Origin of the sequence: Prevotella sp. oral taxon 475 (assembly GCF_018127805.1) — a bacterium.
In the GTDB taxonomy this organism is placed as follows: domain Bacteria; phylum Bacteroidota; class Bacteroidia; order Bacteroidales; family Bacteroidaceae; genus Prevotella.
Map to the genome: position 1 here is coordinate 690,589 of NZ_CP072334.1, position 23,051 is coordinate 713,639.

The 23,051-nt window shown below is 47.9% G+C and carries 20 protein-coding genes; 11 read left to right on the top strand and 9 right to left on the bottom strand.

Going from position 1 to position 23,051, the window contains the following annotated elements:
• Positions 1-227: 227 nt before the first annotated feature.
• Together J5A66_RS02620 and J5A66_RS02625 are read right to left on the bottom strand one after the other, a co-directional pair.
• A complete protein-coding gene (locus tag J5A66_RS02620) occupies positions 228-1,784 on the bottom strand; it encodes a DUF438 domain-containing protein (protein ID WP_211790908.1) in 1,557 nt (518 codons plus the stop codon).
• A gap of 396 nt (positions 1,785-2,180) precedes the next feature.
• Complete coding sequence (locus J5A66_RS02625; RefSeq protein WP_211790909.1) at positions 2,181-2,639, bottom strand: copper resistance protein NlpE N-terminal domain-containing protein; 459 nt, start codon at positions 2,637-2,639, stop codon at positions 2,181-2,183.
• Positions 2,640-2,801: 162 nt separating this feature from the next.
• Here J5A66_RS02625 and J5A66_RS02630 point away from each other — a divergent pair, with 162 nt between their 5' ends.
• The 4 genes from J5A66_RS02630 (at position 2,802) to J5A66_RS02645 (ending at position 7,644) form a co-directional block, all read left to right on the top strand.
• A complete protein-coding gene (locus J5A66_RS02630; RefSeq protein WP_211790910.1) occupies positions 2,802-3,698 on the top strand; it encodes a DsbA family protein in 897 nt (298 codons plus the stop codon).
• Between the two features lie 173 nt (positions 3,699-3,871).
• Complete coding sequence (locus J5A66_RS02635) at positions 3,872-4,192, top strand: hypothetical protein (RefSeq protein ID WP_249110010.1); 321 nt, start codon at positions 3,872-3,874, stop codon at positions 4,190-4,192.
• Positions 4,193-4,398: 206 nt separating this feature from the next.
• Positions 4,399-6,564, top strand: coding sequence for a TonB-dependent receptor (locus tag J5A66_RS02640; RefSeq protein WP_211790911.1), 2,166 nt, complete (start codon positions 4,399-4,401; stop codon positions 6,562-6,564).
• Positions 6,565-6,609: 45 nt separating this feature from the next.
• Complete coding sequence (locus J5A66_RS02645) at positions 6,610-7,644, top strand: hypothetical protein (RefSeq protein ID WP_211790912.1); 1,035 nt, start codon at positions 6,610-6,612, stop codon at positions 7,642-7,644.
• Between the two features lie 129 nt (positions 7,645-7,773).
• Here the strand turns inward: J5A66_RS02645 and J5A66_RS02650 are convergent, their stop codons facing one another.
• The 6 genes from J5A66_RS02650 to J5A66_RS02675 all read right to left on the bottom strand — a co-directional run bounded on the left by J5A66_RS02650 (position 7,774) and on the right by J5A66_RS02675 (position 14,902).
• A complete protein-coding gene (locus tag J5A66_RS02650) occupies positions 7,774-8,700 on the bottom strand; it encodes a hydrogen peroxide-inducible genes activator (protein ID WP_211790913.1) in 927 nt (308 codons plus the stop codon).
• 70 nt (positions 8,701-8,770) lie between these two features.
• The gene (locus J5A66_RS02655) at positions 8,771-9,526 is read right to left on the bottom strand and encodes a GIN domain-containing protein (RefSeq protein WP_211790914.1); all 756 of its coding nucleotides are present in this window, start codon (positions 9,524-9,526) and stop codon (positions 8,771-8,773) included.
• A gap of 215 nt (positions 9,527-9,741) precedes the next feature.
• Positions 9,742-10,605, bottom strand: coding sequence for a hypothetical protein (locus J5A66_RS02660; RefSeq protein ID WP_211790915.1), 864 nt, complete (start codon positions 10,603-10,605; stop codon positions 9,742-9,744).
• 77 nt (positions 10,606-10,682) lie between these two features.
• Positions 10,683-11,459: an RNA methyltransferase gene (locus tag J5A66_RS02665; RefSeq protein ID WP_211790916.1), complete on the bottom strand. Its 777-nt coding sequence runs from the start codon at positions 11,457-11,459 to the stop codon at positions 10,683-10,685.
• 101 nt (positions 11,460-11,560) lie between these two features.
• Positions 11,561-13,225 (bottom strand): AMP-binding protein, encoded by a 1,665-nt coding sequence (locus J5A66_RS02670; protein WP_211790917.1) that lies wholly within the window; start codon positions 13,223-13,225, stop codon positions 11,561-11,563.
• Between the two features lie 12 nt (positions 13,226-13,237).
• The gene (locus J5A66_RS02675; protein WP_211791406.1) at positions 13,238-14,902 is read right to left on the bottom strand and encodes an AMP-binding protein; all 1,665 of its coding nucleotides are present in this window, start codon (positions 14,900-14,902) and stop codon (positions 13,238-13,240) included.
• A 445-nt stretch (positions 14,903-15,347) separates the two neighbouring features.
• On the opposite strand from J5A66_RS02675, the gene J5A66_RS02680 reads away from it, so the two are divergent.
• The 7 genes from J5A66_RS02680 (at position 15,348) to J5A66_RS02710 (ending at position 22,390) form a co-directional block, all read left to right on the top strand.
• Positions 15,348-16,541: a pyridoxal phosphate-dependent aminotransferase gene (locus tag J5A66_RS02680; protein WP_211790918.1), complete on the top strand. Its 1,194-nt coding sequence runs from the start codon at positions 15,348-15,350 to the stop codon at positions 16,539-16,541.
• Positions 16,542-16,916: 375 nt separating this feature from the next.
• Entirely contained in the window at positions 16,917-17,750 is an 834-nt protein-coding gene (locus tag J5A66_RS02685; RefSeq protein WP_211791407.1) for a MotA/TolQ/ExbB proton channel family protein, read from the top strand.
• A 31-nt stretch (positions 17,751-17,781) separates the two neighbouring features.
• Complete coding sequence (locus tag J5A66_RS02690; protein WP_211790919.1) at positions 17,782-18,393, top strand: biopolymer transporter ExbD; 612 nt, start codon at positions 17,782-17,784, stop codon at positions 18,391-18,393.
• A 3-nt stretch (positions 18,394-18,396) separates the two neighbouring features.
• Positions 18,397-19,056 (top strand): biopolymer transporter ExbD, encoded by a 660-nt coding sequence (locus tag J5A66_RS02695; RefSeq protein WP_211790920.1) that lies wholly within the window; start codon positions 18,397-18,399, stop codon positions 19,054-19,056.
• A gap of 41 nt (positions 19,057-19,097) precedes the next feature.
• A complete protein-coding gene (locus tag J5A66_RS02700) occupies positions 19,098-19,931 on the top strand; it encodes an energy transducer TonB (RefSeq protein WP_211790921.1) in 834 nt (277 codons plus the stop codon).
• Positions 19,932-19,940: 9 nt separating this feature from the next.
• A complete protein-coding gene (locus J5A66_RS02705) occupies positions 19,941-20,900 on the top strand; it encodes a PstS family phosphate ABC transporter substrate-binding protein (protein WP_211790922.1) in 960 nt (319 codons plus the stop codon).
• A 71-nt stretch (positions 20,901-20,971) separates the two neighbouring features.
• Entirely contained in the window at positions 20,972-22,390 is a 1,419-nt protein-coding gene (locus J5A66_RS02710) for a hypothetical protein (RefSeq protein ID WP_211790923.1), read from the top strand.
• 282 nt (positions 22,391-22,672) lie between these two features.
• On the opposite strand, the gene J5A66_RS02715 is transcribed toward J5A66_RS02710, so the two are convergent.
• Positions 22,673-22,888 (bottom strand): hypothetical protein, encoded by a 216-nt coding sequence (locus J5A66_RS02715; protein ID WP_211790924.1) that lies wholly within the window; start codon positions 22,886-22,888, stop codon positions 22,673-22,675.
• Positions 22,889-23,051 lie beyond the last annotated feature (163 nt).

Sequence of the window (23,051 nt, forward strand, 5' to 3'; positions counted from 1 at the left end):
CAAAAAGAGGCCGCCCAACGGAAGGCCCGAAAGCATTCCAAGGGGCGGCAGTTACCCTGTTTCTTCTTAATACCTTAACTAAGTTCTAATCCAATTGAGCGTTTTTACTCTTTTTCTAATTTACCTAAACTATGAACTATATTCCTATCTATAGAGCATTTCTATTCTTCATTGGATGGGACAAAACCTGCAAAGGAGGCGGTTTTCACAACCTTCCCGGCAGGCGTTCATGCTCCCGTGAGTCGGCGAAGCTCGCTCAAAAGCCGCTCTAAAGGCACGCCGGAACGGTCGCTCATCATCTGCACATCCACCTTACCGATCATCAGTTTGCCCAGTGGCGTATTGAGCATCTTGAACTGTGGGGCTATTTCGGGCAAGCGTTTCTTGAGATCGGGATATTGTTTGAGCAGATCTTTGAGTCGGGTTTGCGGCGTTATCTCGCCCACAGGTTGTGTGGTTTCCTCTTTCTCGGCGGTCGGAGTGTCGGCTGTTTCGACAGTCGGAGCTTCGGCGTCGGCGTGGCTCCAGGTGAGTAATGTCTGCGAACCTTCCAGCGAACGGATGTGCGTACAGTCCTGCATCATCTCGAGCACACCGCGGAAGCGACCCTCTTTGTCGCGAACGGCCACGTAGATGATGTAGATGAAGAGGCCCGGCTTGTTGATCCAGAACTCGGCACGGTCTTGTTCGCCGCTGCGAAGCTTGTCGATCACCTCGCGAACGATGTGTGCACTCTTCCTCGGATGGCAGTTCATGACCTCGCGTCCGATCACATTTTTACTGCGTGGGAAGACGCGATGGTCGGTGTCGGAGTAGAAACACACCAGTTCGTTCTCGTCGACGAAAGAGATGTCGATGGGCAGATGTTGATAAATCAGGTTGATTTGCTCGAGCGAGAGCCGGCCGGTGGTCACGTCCAACTTCTCGCCTGCCCCTGCGCTATAGCCGTATTTGGAGAGGAGGGCCTGCAGTTCGCCAGCCAGTCCGCCGGCGGCTGCTTCCGATGCGGCGGCAGAACGGCCTGTGGAAGTAGAGGAAGCGGCCTTTGGCTGATGGGCTACGGAGAAGAAGGCGAAACCAATTTCCTGATCGCCCGACTTCATATCCTCAAACTCCTCTTCACTGATCAGAGCGAGCGAAGTAGGGTATAGAATGTATTCTTCCTTCTCCATGAGGTCGCGCGCATACAGAATCACCCGTTCTTGTTGAGCGATGAACTCCTCTTCGCGGTCTTCGCGCAGTAATCTTTCGGCCTCTCGAATCTCATCGCGCACCATATCGTCGAACGTCCACATCGTGGTCGTGGGCCGGGTGAATCCCTTTCGTTCCAACATGGGGTAGAGTTGGTTCTGCTTGCGTTTGTAGTGCAGCGGATATTGTGAGATCTGTTCGTAGAGCTCGAGCCATTGATTCTTGATCATCGGATATTGCATCAGGTCTTCCACGGCCAGCAAGAGCCGCTTCATCTCTTTGTTTTCGTTGAGATAATGCATGATGGGATGATCTTCGGGCAGGTTGGGCAGCGTATTGTCGAGCTGATCTCCCAGCATGCCGATGACAGAGTGGATGTCTTCCCGGATGCACTCGTCGCTGGTTTCCTCGGTCATGGTCTGCTCGATATAGGCCACATGATAGGCACTCACCTTTCCCACTCGCTGCCGAATCTGCTCTTGTGCCTCCTGGGCAGAGAGTTTTCCAGCCTTGAAAGCAGTTTCTATCTCGAAAAGAGCCTGCATTTTCTCTGTATCGAGATGGGGCAGATAGCTCTTCATTTGATTTTCCATTTCTCTTGTTTTTATTGATTGATGATGTCGCAAAGTTAGACAATCTATGTCAAAGATTAGGTAACAAATGTTACCCTATCGAATTAAAAAAGGTTAACCTCTCTCGGTTCCATTTGCAAAAGCTAAGAAAACGCACACCAAAAGCTAAGAAAACGACATGCAAAAGCTAAGAAAACGACATGCAAAAGCTTAGCTTTTGCAAGCGCGCCTCGCAACCAATGAAAAATCAATACTTTGCAAGGGATGAGTAGAAGAGCTGTCATAGTTCGCCAACGGGCACAAAAAAGGCATCCTTTCAGGGGGGTGCACTCTGCCGATGGCTGCCAGAAGAGAGGCTCTTCTTTTCACCATCTGGCGACACTCGGCCTTGAAAGGATGCCCGTTGAAAGGGTTGATTTACTTCACCAACTTCAAGTCGTAGTTATTGGCACTGGCTGCTTCTTCGAGCTGATCGTTGACAACGCGCAACGTAGCGTCGTCTTTCACGAGCAGATAGAGCGCATTGTCTTTGTCCATCGCCAACTTATAAGCCGTTACGGGCTGGCCTTTCACGTCTTTCTTGATCACTTCCACCTGGCCGGTATAGCTCTTTGTATCGTCTTTTCCGTCTTTGGCTTGCAGGTAAACTTCTTCCAAAGTAAACGTCTTTGCAGAGTCTCCGGCCAAGGTTACGGTGTATTTGATGCCCGGACCGTCGGCAGCGGGGATGGTTCCGGCATAGGTGAGCGCGGCGGTTGCAGCCGAATCGGCCACCATGGTCGTGTCGTTGGCGTTCTGATCTGTTGCGGTCTTGCCCTTCTGTTGGCAAGAAGCGATGACTGCACAAGCAGCCACAATCATAAATACTTTCTTCATTTTACGTCTTATTTGATTAAAAACTGAGTGCAAACTTAGATATTTTACATTGAAAAGAAAGCAGATCCTTTCATAAAAGTATTTAAAAGCCCCACTGTAGCCACAATTATAACTACCTTTGTGCTTCATTCAACAATAACAACACGAAAAGAAATAGCCGCTATGAGTCAAGTGATCATCACTAATGTCACCGATCCCGTTTGCCCGTGGTGCTGGGGCGAGGAACCGTTTTTCAGAAAGTTGGAAACCCATTTCCCCGGCCTCATTGCCTGGCGCCATGTAATGGGCGGACTGGTGGAGGACATGAACAAGAACAAACCCGCCGACATCGATGCCGACACCTATTATAATAAGGAGAACAAAGACTTCATTACCCACTGTCTGGAGACTGCCGAGAAACACGGGATGCCCATTCGGACGGAGAGGTTCAACCTGTTTTCCGAAACAGAGAACTCGTCGTTCCCGCTCTGCATCGCCTTTAAGGCGGCACAGATAGCGAATGCCGAAAAGGCCGATCTCTTTCTCTATAATCTGCGGGCAGCCGCGATGGCCGAGGCCCGACAAGCTATCGCCGAAGCCGAACTCATTGCCATTGCCGACGAAAGTGGCATCGACATCGCCGCTTTTCTCGACTCATTGAACGATGGTTCGGCCGAAAGGGCTTTCTGGCAAGACGTTGAGGAGGCCAAAAAACTCAAGGTAGAGGTGTTCCCCACCTTTGTTTTCGAGTATGAAGGCAAGCAGATGCCCCTGAAAAACTTCCGCGACTACAACACGATGGCGGCCATGATCAAGGCCGTTAGCGGCGGAAAGCTATTGCCGCAAGCCGTTCGTTTCTCGTCCGAGGCTCTGCTCGAGTTGATGGAAACACACCCACGCCTGTCGGCAGAAGAGGTGAAAGAGGCTTTCGACTTTGCTTCTCTTCAAGACATGGAGGCTGCTATCGCTCCTCTCTTGGCCTCGGGCGAACTGCTCAAACAGCCCGCCGACAACAGCTATTTCATAAGAAAACCCGCCAAAGGCATGGCCTGCGACTTGACAACGGGCATCTGCAAATAGAATGAAACAAGAGAGAAAAGGCTCTACAAAAAGTATTAAACAACGCTAACAAATACATTTTTCGCAAACAAGGTTCGTCCTTTTGTCGTATTTTTGCAAAGCAGATGATCGCGCGGAATAAAAAAACGCGCGCATGACAAGTGGCCAATAGGCATAAAACAAGCATTTTGCACATGAACTGTAACAAACACCTCAGACGTTTTTTGGCATGGATGTTCATCGTAACATTCATGTCGGTGTTTGCTATCAAAGACTTTCATGTGCACGAGGATCATCCTTCCAAGGTGCACTTCGCTTGCGATGGCACCACGAAGGCTTTCCAATCCTCGTGTTTCATCTGCGACTTTATTCTGCATAAGGCAAGCGCACCAACGCTGCAAACCTATCAGCCCGCGGTGTTTGCCACTATTCTTACGCCTTATGTCTTTACTCAACAAACGGTTTACCGCCACGTTGAAGCGGTAAACACTCACTCGCCACCCGTGCGCGGATAAGTTTTTTCACACCCATTATCCTCCTATTGTATCTATTCGTGAGGGCAAATACGCCTTTTCGGATGGTATGATGGGCTACATTCACCTTTTTATCACTGGAGACCGAACGATGTTCGGTGACTCCTCCCATCAGTAATGAACAACTGTTGGACGGGGCATGCTGCCGCTATCAACCACGGTGCACGCCAGCCAACACACATAGATGTATGGTTAAAAGAACTTTTCTTTGCATCGCACTCGGTGCGAGCATCGCGCTATGGACTTCTGCAAAGGCATCGATCGCTCAGAAAGCGACTTCGCTCAGTGAACAAACCGACACCACAAAAACAAAAAACAACAAGAAAAACGGTGGGTCGGAACTTGGAAAAGAACACAATATCGGCGAGATTGTGGTAACGGGCGTGCGCCAGCAAGCCAGCGTCAACAGCGTAAGCGACAGGATAGGCGAAAACCTGATCGACCGTTCTATGGGCAAATCGCTCGCTTCCATCCTCGAACATGTTAGCGGTGTCAGCTCTATTCAGACGGGAACCACAGTGGCCAAACCTGTGATCAACGGCATGTATGGCAACCGTATCCTCATCGTTAACAATGGAGCGCGGCAGACAGGACAGCAATGGGGAGCCGACCACGCTCCCGAAATAGACCAAAACAGCAGTGGGTCTATCGAGGTGATCAAGGGTGCTGAATCGGTAAGATATGGCTCTGAGGCTCTCGGCGGTATCATCGTGATGGAGCAAAAGGCTTTGCCTTACGGGCAAAAAGGCGTTTCGGGACATCTGCGGACACTCTATGGCAGTAATGGTAAACGCTATTCTGTCGTGGCACAAACCGAGGGAACAATGCCTTTCTGCAATAGTTTGGCTTGGCGACTGCAAGGCACCTATGCTAATTCGGGCGACCAAAGTACGGCCAAATACTTGCTGAACAACACGGGTTATCGCGAACACGATTTCTCGGCGGCATTGGGTTACCATCGCCATGCACTTCAATTGGAAGGGTATTACAGTATGTACAACCTGAAATTGGGCGTTCTGCCCAGTGCACAAATGGGTAGTGAGGATCTACTTAAACAGCGTATTGCGCTCGGACGACCCGTGGAAGTCGAACCCTATACTCGCCACATCGACTACCCTTTCCAGCATGTTGTTCACCATACGGCCATCGGTAAGGCTTCTTTCGATGCGGGCAAGTATGGTCGTTTTCAATGGCAGACTGCCTTCCAGGCCGACGATCGCAAGGAAAATCGTATCCGACGAATGAACCTCTCGAGTATTCCGGCTGTGAGTATGTACCTCACCTCGTTTCAAAACCAACTGAAGTGGAATTTGGCCTACAACAGATGGAACACTGAAGCAGGTGCCTCTTATCTGCACATACGTAACCGCAACCAAGAGGGAACGGGCGTTGTGCCACTGATCCCTAACTACACGGAGTACGACTTGGGCGTTTATGCCATACAGAAGTATCGCCATGAGCATTGGACGGCAGAGGCTGGCATACGCTTCGACAACCAAGAAACGCGTGCTTCGGGTTATGACTACACGGGAAAGTTGTATGGCGGACATCACATTTTTAGTAATTTCTCGTACAATCTCGGGACAAGCTATCGCCTGAACGAGCAATGGAAGATTACCTCCAACGTAGGTTTGGCGTGGCGGGCACCACATGTGCACGAGCTTTATAGCAATGGGAATGAGCTGGGATCGGGTATGTTCGTCATGGGCGACTCAACCATGCGCTCCGAACAGAGTACCAAATGGGTTACGTCGCTATCCTATCGCACGGCCTTTGCCGAGGTCCGGATGGATGCTTACCTACAATGGATCAAGGGTTACATCTACGATGAACCGGAAAAAGGCAAGTATATCACGGTGATTTCAGGTTCTTATCCGCTGTTTCAATATAAGCAAACCGACGCTTTCTTCCGCGGAATCGACTTCGATGTACGGCTCAAGCCGATACAACACTTCGAGTACCATCTGCTGTCGGGTCTGATCTGGGCCAACGAAAAGCGGACAGGCAACTATCTGCCTTATATTCCCTCAGCACGCTTCGACCACGACTTGACGTGGGAAGACATTCGGGTAGGTAAGGCAAACGCTTGGTTGCAATTGAAACATAGACTGGTTTTGAAGCAGACACGCTTCCATCCTGCCAGCGATCTTGTCGACTTTACGCCGCCAACCTACAACCTCTTCGGCTTCGAAGCTGGCATCGAATGGCCGCTGAGTAGACAGAACAAACTGCGGATGCTCCTCTCTGCCGACAACCTTTTTAATAAAGAATATAAGGAATACACCAATCGCTCGCGCTACTACGCCCACGATATGGGGCGCGATGTACGCTTTTCGGTCGGTTGGTTTTTCTAAAAACGACAAAACATTGACAATTAAACAACAAAAAATAATAAGGTTATGAAAAAGAATTTCTTTCAATCAATGCTCACATTATCTTGTGCTGCATTGTTTACTTTGGCATTCACTGCTTGTGACAACAAAGTAGATACGCCTGTCAACGAGAATGATCACAAACTGCACGAAGACCCGACGAAGGTGACTGTACAACTGGTTCAGGGTCACATGCACGCCAATTGGCGTACGGTTGACACGAATGGAGGTTTTCATCAAGACTCTGAATCGGGTGCCAAATATCTGAAACGCATCCAAGAAATCACCTATGAGGTAAAGCCTGGCACGGGATGGACACTGGCAAAGGGTAGTGCTGACAAGTTCTATGTAGTGAAAGCGCACGACTATAGCACGGAAGTGGATTTCGAAAATCCTGCTCCCGTGTATCTGCTGTTCATCAAATACTATAACGCTAAGGGTGAACTCATCAACGAACAGTTCGTCAAAAATGGACAAGACGCTATTCATCAACACTTCTTTACTGTTGAGAATCAAAAGGAGATGATGAGCGGAAAAACTATCGCCGGCACCCAAAACACCACCGACTATATCGATTATAAATACGCAGACACGACACCTTGGGACAAAACGCAACATTTCGATGGTGCTCAACTTACCGGAAAGACCAATCCCATTGGATTCAAAGGTGTGATGAAGTTCTTGAAAGACGATGTCACGATGGATCTTCGCATCCGCCTCTATCATGGCTATAAAGGCAAAAAAGACCCAAAAACGGGTGAATTCAGTCCCTATTACCGCTTCTCACCGGCACAATTACAGTTGGGCACATGGGACATTAACTTCACCATTCCTGTTGTAGTGTATGCCGATAGAGAAGATTATATCTCTGATTCGGCCTTTCAAGAGAATATGGATATCGACCATTTCCCCGAGAATGGCTTCTCTGATGCTGTCAGCAATAAGGTGATTCACCGCATCATGAAGGCCTACAACCTTTCCTGGATCGAGGCCCTGCGCGACTATCACGCCTCTTTCTATAAAGCTGCGCCACACGATCTGGGTAAGGGTATTTGGCTATAAGTTTCGCCATGCCTTATGAGCAGAGGCTAAAAAATAAATAACGTGCGTTCCGTTTATTTCGAAACGCACGTTATTGATTGTTCTCCCAAAAGCCTTCAAGTATACGTTGAAGGGAAGACAGGCCTCTTTTCAGATCCTTTTCTGAGTCTGTCTCAATGTCAACATGTCTTTAGGTATGCCCGCTTGGATCTCTTCGACCAGCAGACTGCGCAGGGTTTTACGGATAAAGTTTTTACCAGTGATCATCACAATCTCGCGTGTTGGTACGGGAATGGCAAAGGGACGCACCAAGCGTCGTTGCTTCTCTTCCAGCTGATACACGGCTAACTCCGGAATAAAGGTAAGTCCTTTTCCACTCTCTACAATACGCATAAACGTCTCGATGCTACCCAGCGTATAGGCTTTCTTCGCAGCTGAAGCGGCTTTCAGGTGGCAAAACTTCACTAATTGGTCGCGAAAGCAATGTCCTTCATCCAACAACCAGAGATATTCTCCCGTCAAGTCGGCCGTCTTGATGCTTTCTTTGTCAAAGAGAGGATCGCCTTCTGCCACGTAAGCAAAGAACTGTTCGTAGAACAACGGTATGCTCTCAAACTCGTCCAGCCCTTCTAATTGTGCCAGAATACCAGCATCTACATCGCCACGCACCAAAGCTCGCTTCATGTCCTCTGTCTTCATTTCCACGATACGCACGTCCATATCAGGATATGTTCTCATGAGTTGCGGAAAAAAGCGCGGTATAAGGTAGGGTGCAATGGTGGGTAAGATGCCGATGGTAAACGTTCCTTGCAACGAATGTTTCTCTTCTTCCACCGTCTCTTTCAGCTTTCGTGCACGTAGCAATACTTTCCAAGCCTGCTCTACAACCAATCTTCCGGTGGGCGTTGGGGCAATGGGCTGACTCTTCCGGTCGAAGAGTTTCACACCCAATTCGTCTTCCAGCTTCTGCACCATCGAACTGAGCGTGGGCTGTGTAACGCCACAATGTTCGGCAGCCTTGGCGAAATGCCGAAAGCGAAACACTGCCATTACATATTCCAATTGTTGAAGTGTCATGTCTTTTCTTTATTGTTTTTCTTGCACAAAGGTACGGGGATTTTGCCATCCTGCAAAAAGCCTTTCCTTCTTACCGAACGTTGAGCCGATCTATCTGTATTTCTCCGCTGCCATGCACGGTCTTATCCAACGACCGAGTCGAACCCCATAGCTTGATATCGCCGCTTCCAAAGAGTTCAGTCTTCACCGCTCCGCAATTCTGTAAGCCTGCTTCTATGTCACCACTACCGTAGAGTGAAAACTCTATTCTATCGGATTGAAGCTGTTTCAGGGTCATATCGCCTGAGCCTTTAAGCCGAACCTCGGCGCGTTGACAACTCACTCCATCGAACTTTACGTCGCCACTACCATTTAGAGAGACCCGGAGCTGATCGCAAATCACCTGTCCAAATTTGACATCTCCACTACCGATAAGCGATACTGTCAGTACATCTGTGTCCATCTTCCTGATGACAGAGAAGTCGCCTGAGCCTTTCATCTCTAAGGAAATGAGGTCAGGGGATGTCAGATAGATGTCCACTTCCGAGTCTTTTCCAAAAGAGAATCCTCTTTTCTTCACCCGTTCGATGTACAAAGTCTCACCACTCACTCGCAATATGATATTCTTTAATTCCTCTTGCGTACCGATCATCTTCGCTTCACTCTTCCCACCTTGTACAAAATGCACGTCATAAGGTGCTAAAAGCACAATACGTTTAAAATAGGTCAACTCTCGCGTTGTCGTCATACGTAGCTTCTTTCGGTAGTTCGTACCGTAAGAACAAGAGGCAAAACCCACACCCGCGATACATAACGCGGCCATCAAAACAAAAAATCGATGTTTCATATTTTCTCCTTTTTAAATAAATAATCATCCGTAAGACGAACCGGACAGACGGATAGTTGCAAGAAAACATTTTTTATAGAATCAAGTAAGGATTTTGCCACCAACATCACAAGAGGCCTTCACTCCCAAAGCGCATCTCCGACTCTCCTCATTAACTCCTCGTTAGAAGCATGTCTACCACATAAGCAATAGCGGTTCAGGAGACGATTCTTCCCTTAACTCTTCGCTCCACGGGCTTCGATGGCCCCAAAGGCATAATAGGAGACGAAGAGAGCCCAAACAGAGATAAAGAGAAAGAGGAGGGTGCAGAGTGCAACACTTGCGAATTGCAATAGAGGAAAATAAGTCGGCAAGCCCGATGCATCACCTATCGACTGCCCCACGGCAGACTGTAGCTGAGCCAAAAACAAGATGCTCACGGGCAAGAAGAGTAGTGCTCCCACCACCACAGCGATGAAAGTTGTGAAGAAACTGATACCGAAGAGAAAGCCCCAATGCCTCAATCCCGTGACGTAAAAGGGCAACAAGTGTTTCCGCAACTTTGCTTCCCGACAAAAGAAATACTTTATTGTCACGTAATGAAAGGGCACTAAAAGCAACAGTCCTCCCGTTGCAATGATCAATAAAGCCCACATCCAGACAGAAGAGGAAGCTCCGGCTATCGTCACTCCCGTCGGTGCAAGTCCGAAACCTCCGATAGCCAGAACAACAATCTGTCCTATCGCAAAGAGGAGTGCACCCAAGAGAAAACTTATCTTCATCGCCTTCATCAGATTAGCCTTGACACCGTTTTCCTGAAGCAAGCCCATTACTCCGGCTAAGACATACCCGAAGAGAGCCACTATTGCCATCTCGCCTCCCAAAAAGAGGAGACTCTCGGCAAGCCTAATGCCTTCAGCTGCACCTTCGCCCAAGAGTGTAGTTGTGAACAGCAGGTAAAGCCCGCCCGACACCAGAGCATAGAGCAGGCCAGGGATCCAAAGCCGACAAATAAGAGTGGAGAAATGAGTCAATAGCAACGCTGCCCCTGCTTTGATACAGCCCGAAACACTTCGGTCTTTATACAATTCTGTTTCCATTTTTATTTTGTTTATCGATTGGTCAAATAGAGATTCTTCTGCCTTGTCCCAATCCAAAGAATCTATGAAAAATAACTTTAGGGATTGCCGGCGACACCCCTTCGCCGCAATTCTGCACAGACGATAGCTGTTGCTACAGCCACGTTCAGACTCTCAGCCGTTTCCACTCCTTTAGGGAAAGAAGGGATCAACAAGGTCTGTTTGATGCGTTTTCGGATAGGGAGCGAGAGACCGCGTCCCTCGTTTCCCATGACAACGACGCCGTGGGGCACAAGAGAGGGATGTGCAAAGAGGTCTTCACCGTCGAGCATTGTCCCATAAATAGGGCAGTTTGCAGGGAGAGCATCGAGGAGAGCGTCGAGATCTCCGTATTCTACCCTGACGCGGGCAATGCTTCCCATTGTAGATTGCACCACTTTAGGATTGTAGACATCGGCCGTGTCGAGACTACAGATGATGCGACGGATGCCGAACCAGTCGGCAATACGGACGATTGTGCCGAGGTTACCCGGGTCTTGTACGCCATCAAGCATCAACGTCAAATCTTCCGTCTCGATGGGTTTGAGATTTTTTTCCTCAGTCGAGAACTTCGGAAAGACCCCTACCACCTGTTGCGGAGTTTTGAGAAGACTCGCCTTTTGCAGTTCCTCGTCGCTCACACAGAGCACTTCCGTCTCTGCCGGAGGGTGATTCTCCCGAAGCCAGGCCTCGCAGGCCACCACCAATCGAGGTGAAGCAACGCGCATCAGTTCTCGTACCACCTTTGGACCTTCGGCTACGAAGAGCCCCTCTGCCGTCCGATTTTTTTTCAGTTCCAGCGAGTGGATGAATTTGATTTTCGCTTTACTAATCATCTTCTTTGGGGGCAAAGTTAGCATTTTAATCCGACAAGCTTCTCCTTTTCTCATCTTCTACGTTCTGCCTCTTTCGTCCCTTCCTTCTTCTCTTCCTCTACTTATCGTTGATAGAGATAGCGTTTGATACTCTTTTTGGGTGTCTTTTCAAACTCCTCGTTATGAATTTCGATGGCGGCGAGTTTGCAGTAGGCAGGCAGTGTGGCGTTGAGTTGTTGGCGATTCTGTTCCATCAAGCTGACCAAGTCGTCAGCATTGAGTCCCAGATTCTGTGCTTCATCGTAGTCGGGGAAGACCAAACCCACGAGCTTATCGCCCTCTTGCACCACCAAACTTTCGGTAACGAGCATCATCGAGTTGAGTTGGTCTTCTATTTCCTCGGGATAGATATTTTGTCCGTTCGATCCCAGCAACATATTCTTCGACCGACCCTTGATAAAGACGTTGCCCTGAGCATCCATCAAGCCCAAATCGCCCGTATGATACCAGCCCTCGGCATCGAGAGCCTGCTGCGTAGCCTCCTCATTTTTATAGTAGCCCAACATCGTGTTGGTGCCGCGTGCGAGAATCTCTCCAGGCGTATGCTGCGGGTCAGGACTATCTATCTTCACCTCCATATGCACCACTGGCCGTCCACAAGATGTGGGAACGAAGTCGTGATAGTCGGCATAGGTGATGATCGGAGCGCATTCTGTGGCTCCATAGCCCACGGTGAAAGGCAGGTCGATGCGTTTTAAGAAAGCCTCGATCTCACGATTGAATGCCGCCCCACCGATAATAATCTCATAAAACCGGCCACCAAAGGCTGCGGCCACCTGCTCTTTGATTTTCTGATTCACCTTTTTACTAATGACAGGCATATTGAGTAGCAGTCGCATCTTGTTGTTCTGAATCTTGGGGAACACCTTTTTGCGAATGATTTTCTCGATAACCAGCGGCACAGCGATAATCACCACGGGGCGAATCTCGGCAAAAGCCTGCGCGATAATGGCCGGACTGGGGATGCGACTCAAGAAATAGATATGGCATCCGTGACAAAACTCGAAGAGAAACTCGAACGCCATGCCATACATATGGGCCATAGGCAGAATGCTAATAACAGGATCGCCGCTCTTCACATGTGCACCGAGCACCTGAAAGGCGAAGTCGAGATTGCCCCACAGGGCGCGATAAGGCAGCATAACGCCCTTAGAGAAGCCCGTGGTGCCACTGGTATAGTTGATGAGAGCCAGTTCGTCGGGGTGCTCTTCGATGTAATACTGCACGTGTTCGCGACGGAAATACTTAGGATATTTCTTTCCGAAGATTTCGTTGAGATGTTCTCGGGCATAGGTAAGCTTATCGGTGCGCGACAGCACCAAAGAATAGTCGGGCAGATAGATGATGCCTTCGAGTGCGGGCATCTTGGTTGCGTCGATCGTTGTGGCCACGACATCGCCCACAAAGAGCAGTTTTGCTTCCGAGTGATTGACGATGTTGTGCATCTGATCGGGTGTAAACTCATGCAGAACAGGCACTGCCACAGCTCCATAGGTGAGCGTAGCCAGGAAGGCCACCGCCCAACCGGCACTATTTCTCCCGGCAAGAGCCACCTTGTCGCCCCGTTTCACGCCGCTATGTTCGAAAAGGATGTGCAGCTTTTCAATCTTGCGGGCCACATCATGGTATTGCAACGTCTGTCCTTTAAAGTCGGTCAATGCATCCAAGTCCCAATTGTCTTGAATACTTTTCTGGATGTATGCGTTAAAACTCGGTATATTTTCCATTTTATTGGTGTGTTAGAGATGTTGGTATAAATAGCGTTTGATGCTGCGTTTGGGTGTCTTTTCAAATTCGGTCTCGTGCAGACGGATGGCCGACAGTTTGCAATAAGAAGGGAGAAGCAGGTTCAGCTCCTGTCGATTCTGCTCCATCACGCCCTCGAGGTCGTCGACAGAGAGGCCGAGAGCCTCCATCTCGTCGGTGTCGGGATAGACCAAGCCCACCAATCGTTCGCCTTCCTGCACCACGAGGCTTTCGTTCACCATCGCCATCGAGTTGAGTTGGTTTTCAATCTCTTCGGGAAAGACGTTCTGCCCATTCGAACCGAGCAACATATTCTTGATTCTTCCACGAATAAAGATATGTCCGTCGGCACTCATCGTGGCCAAATCGCCCGTGTGGAACCAGCCTTCCTCGTCGATCACCTGGCGAGTGGCCTCCTCGTTTTTATAATATCCGTGCATCACGTTGAGGCCTCGTGTCACGATTTCGCCCGGAACGTCGGCCGAAACACTGCCTGCAATCTTCACGTCCATATGTCTGACGGGCATACCGCAAGAGCCGGGCACGAATTTCTTGTGGTCGGTAAAAGTAATCACCGGTGCCGTCTCCGTCGTTCCATACACGATGGTGATGGGAAAGCCGATAGACGTAAGAAACTCTTCTATCTCTTTATTCAGACTGGCACCGCCGACAATCACCTCATAGACGTTCCCACCGAACACATCGCGCACCATTTCGCACAGCCGTTGCCGCACTTTCCGACCGATAACCGGCATGTTCAGCAACAGTTTTACCCGATTGTTCTGTACCTGTGGGAAGATTTTCTTGCGCACAATCTTGTCTACCATCAACGGAACGGCAGACACCAGCGCGGGTCGCACCTGCTGCAAAGCCTCGACGATGAGCGTTGGCGAGGGTTGACGGGTGATAAAGAAGTTGTGCGCCCCGATGCAGAAAGCCAAAAGAAACTCGAACATCTGCCCATACATATGCGCCATGGGCAGAATGCTCAAGAAGTGGCATCCCCGCGGGAGGTGAGGCGCGATGTCATGGAGCAGAAAGTCGAGATTGCCCCATAAGGCCCTGTAGGGCAACATCACCCCTTTTGAGAAGCCCGTCGTACCGCTTGTATAGTTGATCAAGGCCAATTCTTCTGCCGTGTCTCGATGATAGGCCACGTGTTTCTTGCGGAAATATTTGGGATATTTCTTTCCGAACAGTTCATTGAGGTGTTCGCGAGCAAAGGAAAGTCGCTCGGAGCGGCTCGCCAGCAGAGAGAAGTCGGGCAGATAGATCAGTGCTTCAATGCCCGGCATAGGCTCTGGCTGAATATGAGGAGCCACAAGGTCGCCCACGAGCAGCAGTTTCGCCTCCGAATGGTTCACGATATGATAAATCTGATCGGGCGTAAACTCGCTCTGTATCGGCACTGCCACCGCCCCATAGGTGAGCGTAGCCAGAAAGGTCACGGCCCAATGTGCGCTGTTTCGCCCGCAGATGGCAATCTTGTCGCCCTTGCAGAGTCCGCCATTTTCGAACAGGATGTGCAGTTTTTCAATCTTTCTGGCCACATCGTGAAACTGTAATGTCCGGCCTTTATAGTCGGTCAGGGCATCTTGTTCCCAATGTTCTGTGATGCTTCTTTCGATATACGAATTGAAGCTCGGTATCTCTTTCATTGCACACATTTCAAAATTCTGTGCAAAGGTACAGTCTTATCTGCGCATTTCCAAAACTTATGTGCAGTTTTGTATACGGTAAAAAAACAAGAGAATTCATAACGCACGGCATGCATCGATTCTCTCTCGTTGAGCCTAACATGAGTTTAATTGTCAATTCTCAATCGCCAATCACGATTTCATCTCTTACCTTTTGCATGGCATTCTCTTAGCTTTTGAAGTCTGTTTTCTTAGCTTTTGGCTTCTAAAAGCTTAGCTTTTACAGATCGTTCCGCAAATGTTTAATAATCAACAAGTTACAGTGCTTACCCAAAAAGAAAAAGACGTGTCTGCAGAAGAGTGAACCAGCGTTTTATCAAAGAACAAAAAATAAAGACAATTTTCTTTCGCCGCAATCAATATAATTAAGTAAATTTGCATATCTAACTTTCAAAATACAATGTATATGGCACAATTATCTGACAGACTCAACCGACTTTCACCCTCTGCCACCTTGGCCATGTCGCAGAAAAGCAGCGAGATGAAAGCCCAAGGGATAGATGTCATCAACCTGAGCGTGGGCGAACCCGACTTCCCTACGCCCGACAACATCAAGGCTGCGGCCAAAAAAGCCGTGGATGAAAACTACTCGAAGTATTCTCCTGTCCCTGGCTACGCAGAACTGAGACGGGCAATTGTGGCCAAATTGAAAAGAGAAAACCAACTGGAATATACCGTAGACGAGGTGATGACCTCTAATGGAGCCAAGCAATGCGTCTGCAATGCGGTGATGGCTTTGGTCAATTCGGGCGACGAAGTGATTATCCCTGCGCCCTACTGGGTGAGCTACCCTCAGATGGTGAAGCTGGCCGGAGGAAATCCTATCTATGTGAACGCCGGATTTGAACAAAACTTCAAGATGACACCCGAGCAGCTGGAAGCTGCTATCACGCCGAAAACCAAACTGTTGATACTCTGCTCGCCCAGTAATCCAACAGGTAGCGTATACTCCAAAGCCGAACTAAAAGCATTGGCAGAGGTAATCAAACGACACGAGAATCTGTTCGTTCTGGCAGATGAGATCTACGAACACATTATTTATATAGGGAACCATGAGAGCATCGCTCAGTTTGAAGGAATGAAAGAACGCACCATCATCGTCAACGGGGTGTCGAAAGCCTACGCCATGACGGGTTGGAGAATCGGTTTCATGGCGGCCCCGGAGTGGATTGTGAAAGGCTGCAACAAACTGCAAGGGCAGTATACCAGCGGTGCGTGCTCTGTGAGTCAGAAGGCGGCAGAGGCAGCTTACACCCTCGATCAAGGCTGCGTGGAAGACATGCGCCTGGCTTTTGAACGGCGAAGAAATCTCACCGTGAAGCTGGCTAAAGACATTCCGGGCTTGGAAGTGAACGTGCCCGAGGGGGCTTTCTATCTGTTCCCCAAGTGCAGCAGCTTCTTTGGTAAACGTTTCGATGGTTATGCGATTAACAATGCTTCCGACTTTGCCATGTACCTCCTCGAAGTGGGACACGTGGCAACAGTGGGTGGCGATGCCTTTGGCGACCCCGAATGCTTCAGAATCAGCTATGCCACCAGCGATGACAACATCCGCGAGGCCATGAAACGCATCAAAGAAGCCCTGGCACAGTTGAGATAAAACGACGGTTTTCAGTCTCGATGCAGTCTGGTGGGCGGTGTCTGTGCGCTCCGTTTCTGCTCCCAGGATCCATCTTTTGGTATGACGAAGCAGCACTTAAGGTGTTAATAGGATAGGAAAAGCGATAGAACACTAACAAATGGCAGGCAAATCAGAACATAAAACTGCTAATTGCGCAAAACAAGCCCTACTTTCGCAGCTTTTACCCGTTAAAACTTCTTAATTGAGTTCCGCATTATGTATAAATTATTATCTTTGCGAAACCATTAAGGGCGTTATTCCCTAAATGTGCAAAGGAAAAGGCATGAGCCGAACACCTCTCAAAGACAAATATAAGCTTAAATATTTATTAACAATTTAAAAATTAAACATTCAATTATGGCAACACAAAAGACAGCCAGCCCTGCTAAAAAATCACAGGGCTTTCAAGGTATTAGAGCAGCATTTTGGGTAATCGTTTGCTGTTTCATCGTAGCAGCATGCTTCTTCAAGTTCTATCTTGGCAATCCTATTCACTTCCAAGGTGGCGATCCCGAAGGACATCCGCTGGACATCTGGGGCACCATTTACAAAGGTGGTTTGGTGGTTCCGGTGATTCAGACCTTGCTCTTGACCGTGCTTGCACTCTCTGTAGAGCGTTGGTTGGCTCTGCGTAATGCTTTCGGAAGAGGCTCCTTGACCAAGTTCGTGGTGAACATCAAAGCCGCCCTCAATGAGAAAGACTTCAACAAGGCACAACAGCTCTGCGACAAGCAGAAAGGCTCTGTAGCCAATGTCGTATCTGCTTCGCTGAACGCTTACAAGATGATGGAAGCAGCAACCGGCATTAAGAAAGCCCAGAAGATCGCTAAGATTCAGCAGGCTCACGAAGAAGCTACACAGCTCGAAATGCCTACGCTGCAGATGAACCTCCCGATTCTCGCCACTTTGGTAACACTGGGTACGCTGACGGGTCTTCTCGGTACGGTAACGGGTATGATCAAATCGTTCCAGGCTTTGGCTGCCGGTGGTGGTGGCGACTCTCTCGCATTGTCTGCCGGTATTTCTGAGGCTCTGATCAATACGGCCTTCGGTATCACAACATCTTGGTTTGCTGTTATTTCTTATGGCTTCTTTACCAATAAGATTGACAAGCTGACTTACGCCGTTGATGAGGTTGGTTATTCTATTGCTCAGACATACGAAGCCAATCACGAAGACGAAGTTTAATTTTTACTAACCCTTTAATCCTTATATCACTATGGGTAAAGTAAAAATTAAGAAGAAGTCTACTTGGATAGACATGACTCCGATGAGCGACGTCATGGTACTTCTGCTGACGTTCTTCATGTTGACCTCAACATTTGTAAAGAACGAACCGGTAAAAGTTGTGACGCCAGGCTCGGTATCGGAAATCAAAGTCCCCGAGAAGAATGTTTTGAATATCTTGGTCGATAAAACCGGGAAGATATTCATGAGCATGGACAACCAAAACGACACACAAGCCGTTCTTGAAGGGATGGCTGGTCAATTTGGTGTAGAGCTGACAAAGGCCCAGATGCATAAGTTCAAGAAAGACGCTATGTGGGGGGTACCCATGAGCGACCTCTCTTCTTATCTCAGTCTTTCTGAAACAGAGATGGCTGGTGAACTGAAAAATCATGGCATCCCTACAGACAGTATCGACGGCAAAAAGAGTGAGTTCCAACTCTGGGTAGAACAAGCTCGCACTCAAAACCCTGATGTCAAACTCGCCATCAAGGCAGACGAGAGTACTCCGTACGCTGTTGTGAAGAAAGTAATGTCAGAACTACAGGACATGAGTGAGAACCGGTACTATTTGATTACATCGTACAAAAAGGTGGAGGAATAAAGAATGGCAGAATTAGTTGAACAAGGCAAAGGCGGCGGAAAACAAAAAAAGAAAGACGTCCGCGTTGACTTCACCCCTATGGTGGACATGATGATGCTTCTTATCACGTTCTTCATGCTTTGTACCTCGCTGGCTAAGCCACAGACGATGGAATTGAGTATGCCGAGTAACGATAAGAACATGCAAGATGCAGATAAGTCGGTAACAAAGGCTTCACAGACCATTACGATCTATGTAGCCGGAAACAACAAGATTTATCACGTCGATGGATTGCCCAATTACAGCGATCCCTCCATTCTTCAAGAAACGACATGGGGCGCAGACGGTATTCGTAAAGTGCTCCAGAATCACCAAACGGAAGACGGATCGATTCCTGTTCAGGCAATTATGGCTGCTAAGAGAAAACTGGATCAAAAGAAGTTGAACGACTCCAAATTTACACAGGCAGAGTACGATAAGGCTCTTTCCAAAATTAAAGGCGGAGAAGTGGATGGGCAGAAAATCCCAACCTTGACCATTATCATCAAGGCCACCGATAAAGCTTCTTACAAGAACTTGGTAGATGTTCTCGACGAAATGCAGATATGCAGTATTGGTAAGTATGTCATTGACAAAATCAATCCCCAGGATCTTGAGCTTCTCAAGAAACGAGGAATTGAGTAATGTTGTGACCTCATTAATTAATAATTAAAAAGGAAAGAACAATGTCAAAGATAGATTTGGTTGCAGGCGATTGGGTCGACTTGGTGTTTGAAGGTAAGAACCAAGCTTATGGTGCTTACAAACTCCGCAAGGGAACTACCAAGCGAAACATTATCGCTATGTTCGCTGTACTTGCTGCTGCTGTAGTCCTGTTCTCGTTCGTTGCAATTAAAAGCGTGATAGAAGCGAATCAGAAGGCAGTCGCCGTTACACAGGCCAACGAACTTTCTGCTCTTGATAAGGTAAAGAAGAAAGCAGAGGTAAAACAGAAACCGAAAGTGAATGTTGAACCCGAGAAAGTGGTTGAACGTGTGAAAAGCTCGGTGAAGTTTACCGCACCTGTTATCAAGAAAGATAGTGAAGTAAAACCTGAAGACGAGCTGAAGACGCAAGAAGAGATTATGACCACCAAAACCGCTATCGGTGCGCTTGATGTAAAGGGTAACGATGACGCTAATGGTGAAGTACTCAAGATTAAGGAAGTGGTGGCACAACCTGAGCCCAAACCCGAAGTGGAAACAAAGATCTTCGAGGTGGTGGAGCAAATGCCTACCTTCCCCGGAGGCGATGCTGCCTTAATGGAATTCTTGAGAAAGAACGTTGTATATCCCGTTGTAGCACAAGAGAACGGTGTTCAGGGACGTGTCGTTATCTCGTTCGTTGTAGAGCGTGATGGCTCTATCACCGACGTGAAGGTGGCTCGTTCCGTAGACCCTTCATTGGATAGAGAAGCAGCCCGTGTGGTAAAGAGCATGCCTAACTGGATTCCCGGTAAGCAAAATGGCTCTTCTGTACGTGTGAAGTACAACGTTCCGGTGTCATTCAGATTGCAATAACAGGCTTTTATGAAGAAATACACATCTTACATCTTAGTAGGATTAACACTGTGTGCTTACGTCTTGGCTTCCTGCGGAGAGCGGAAGCGCAAAGACGGGCGGACAGATACATATTCGTCAGGGGTGATTCGTTTCGCCTCTGACGAAAGTTTTAGTCCCATTATCGACGAAGAACGGAATATTTTTCAGTCTACATATCCAAATGCAAAAGTAAATCCCATTTACACAAACGAGTCGGATGGGATTAATCGGCTTCTTAAAGGCAGCGTGAATTTGGTCATCACCAGTCGCGACCTAAAGAAAGCAGAATATCAAAACTTTATCGATCGACAGTTCCGTCCACAGACCATCAAACTGGCATACGACGGATTGGCGTTGATTGTTAACAAAAACAATAACGATACTTGCATCTCTGTGAAAGATTTTGCCAGAGTGCTGAGAGGAGAAGTAAGAACGTGGGCCGATTTATTCCCCGGTTCGAAAAGAGGAGACATTATTGTAGTCTTCGATAACAGAAAGTCGAGCACTGTACACTTTGTCGAAGACTCGGTGTTAGGTGGGAAACCGATCATCAATCCCAATGCGGTGGCTACTAACAAGACTGCAGAAGTGATCGACTACGTGGAAAAAACACCAGGCGCCATAGGTATTATCGGTAGTAATTGGCTGAACGATAAGCGAGATACCACCAACCTCACCTTTAACAAGAACATTCGTTTAATGTCGGTAAGCAAAAAAGACAAGGGCACACCTGCCAATAGTTGGAAGCCTTACCAATATTATATATATAACGGGAATTATCCCTTGATTCGCACGATCTATGCCTTATTGAACGACCCTTACAACGGATTGCCTTGGGGATTTGCCCAATTCATTGCCTCACCAAAGGGACAAATGATTATTCTTAAGTCGGGGTTGCTGCCCGTACAGGGTAACATAACCATAAGGGATGTTAATGTTAATCAATAGACAAAACATTTATCGCCCTGCTACGTCTTAATAACAATCAACATGTTGAACAAACTTTAGAAAATAAGATTATGAAAGCAATTAAATATCTACTCATCGGTGTATTGGCGACGGGTCTCCATGCACCATTGAAGGCACAGGACAACAAAGCCACAATTGATGCCATCTCGAAAGTGATTAAGGAGAATCCGGCGGCCGCAAAAGACCAAGTAAAAGAAGTATTCAAAAAGAACAAGAAAAATGCAGAGGTGCTTGCAGGTATAGGACGTGCCTATTATGAGGCGAAAGACACTGCCAATGCCAAGGTTTACGCCAATCTCGCCATTAAAGCGAACAAAAACTATGCGCAGGGTTACATTCTCCTGGGCGATCTTGAGGTGCTGAAAGATGATGGTGGAGCTGCAGCCAGTTGGTACCAACAGGCTATTTATTTCGATCCTAAAGAGCCGGAAGGATATTTTAAGTATGCCAATATCTATCGCGGACGCAGTCCGGAGGAAGCTGTTGCTAAACTGAACGATCTTCGTACGCAGCGGCCGGACATCGCTGTTGATGCTTTGGCAGCCCGCATCCTTTATTCTTCAAACCGTCTTGATCAGAGTTTGCAATACTATGACAAGGTGACCGACAAGAATAAACTGGAAGATGTCGACATCACCAACTACGCAACAGAGGCCTGGATGCTGCAAAAGCGCGACAAAAGTTTGGAGATGGCCAAATATGGTTTGACCCGGAATCCCCGGAAAGCTGCTTGGAATCGCCTTGCCTTCTATAATCTCACGGACATGGAGCAGACCGCTGAAGCCTTGAAATATGCCGATGCTCTTTTCAACGCTTCAGACAGTGCCAAACTTTCGGGTTTCGACTATACCTATTATGGTACGGCCCTGAAAAACGATAAGCAATACGATAAGGCTATCGAGATGTTTAAAAAGGCAATGGAAGAAAACAAAGACAACGCCGAACTGCTGAACAGCAACCGGAAATCTCTCTCCGATCTATATCTTGCTAAGGAAGATTTCGAGCAAGCCACCACCTATTATGCAGCTTACCTCGAAAACGCTTCGAAGAAAACGGCAAGTGATATGGCCGGCTTAGCTACTATCTACATGAATATGGCCTCAAAGCAAACCGGTGATAAGCAAAAGGAAACGTTGAAGAAGGCTGATGAGATCTATGCTCAATTGGGCGAGAAGTTTCCGGCCAATATCGACTTTGCTAACTTCATGCGTGCCCGTATCAATTCGAATCTCGACCCCGAGACCAAAGAAGGACTTGCAAAGCCTTTCTATGAAGCCATTGTTACGTCTCTCGCAGATAAAGCCGATAGAGACCGAGCCGACACTGCTCGTTTGATGGAAGCCTACCGATATTTGGGCTATTACTACTTGGTGAAGAATGACAAAGCCACGGCTGATGGTTATTGGAATAAACTCTTGGCTATCGATCCCAATAACGAAACGGCCAAACAAGCTTTGGGCATCAAGTAAAGTTGATTTCTATCGGGGACGATTCGCCCGATATCCCATTGCGTTTCTATAAAGAAGGAGCGCGGCAGAAGAACCTTTTGCCGCGCTCCTTTTTTCCTTTTTACAGTAGGAATTCCTTTTGGGGCTCCATCCTTTTTGTAACAGGAAAGGGTATTCAGATAAAGCCAGACGAGTCGACACTCTTCATTTACCGTTTCCTGTTAGCTCTTATATGGTAACATTCGTCCAAAAGGGGAGGCGAAACAGGCACGACTGGTAGGCAAGGAAAGGGAAACACGGAGACTATTCGTCGTTTTCCTCTTCCTCTCTAAGCTCAGGACAAAACGGATATTTTGGACACCCCACGAAGAGCATCAATGCGATGGGAATAGAACTGATGAGAAGACCTATCGAGAGTTCTCGATAGTCGTCTATAAAAAGCCCAATAACAAGGAGGCTAAACGCAAGGTCGACAATGACAAACAGACTGAATTTCAACCAGAATATAAATGTTTTCATTTCTGGAAGTTTTGAGTTTCTGAACGGCTAAGATACAAAAAAGAGGCAGAATAAGAAACGAAGGAGACTAAAGAAATGAAAAGCAAAAGGTCCAAACAGGTTGTTCCTCTATAGGGAAAGAGGTGTCCATATGCGAATTTATCACTGTGGGGCATTGTTATCC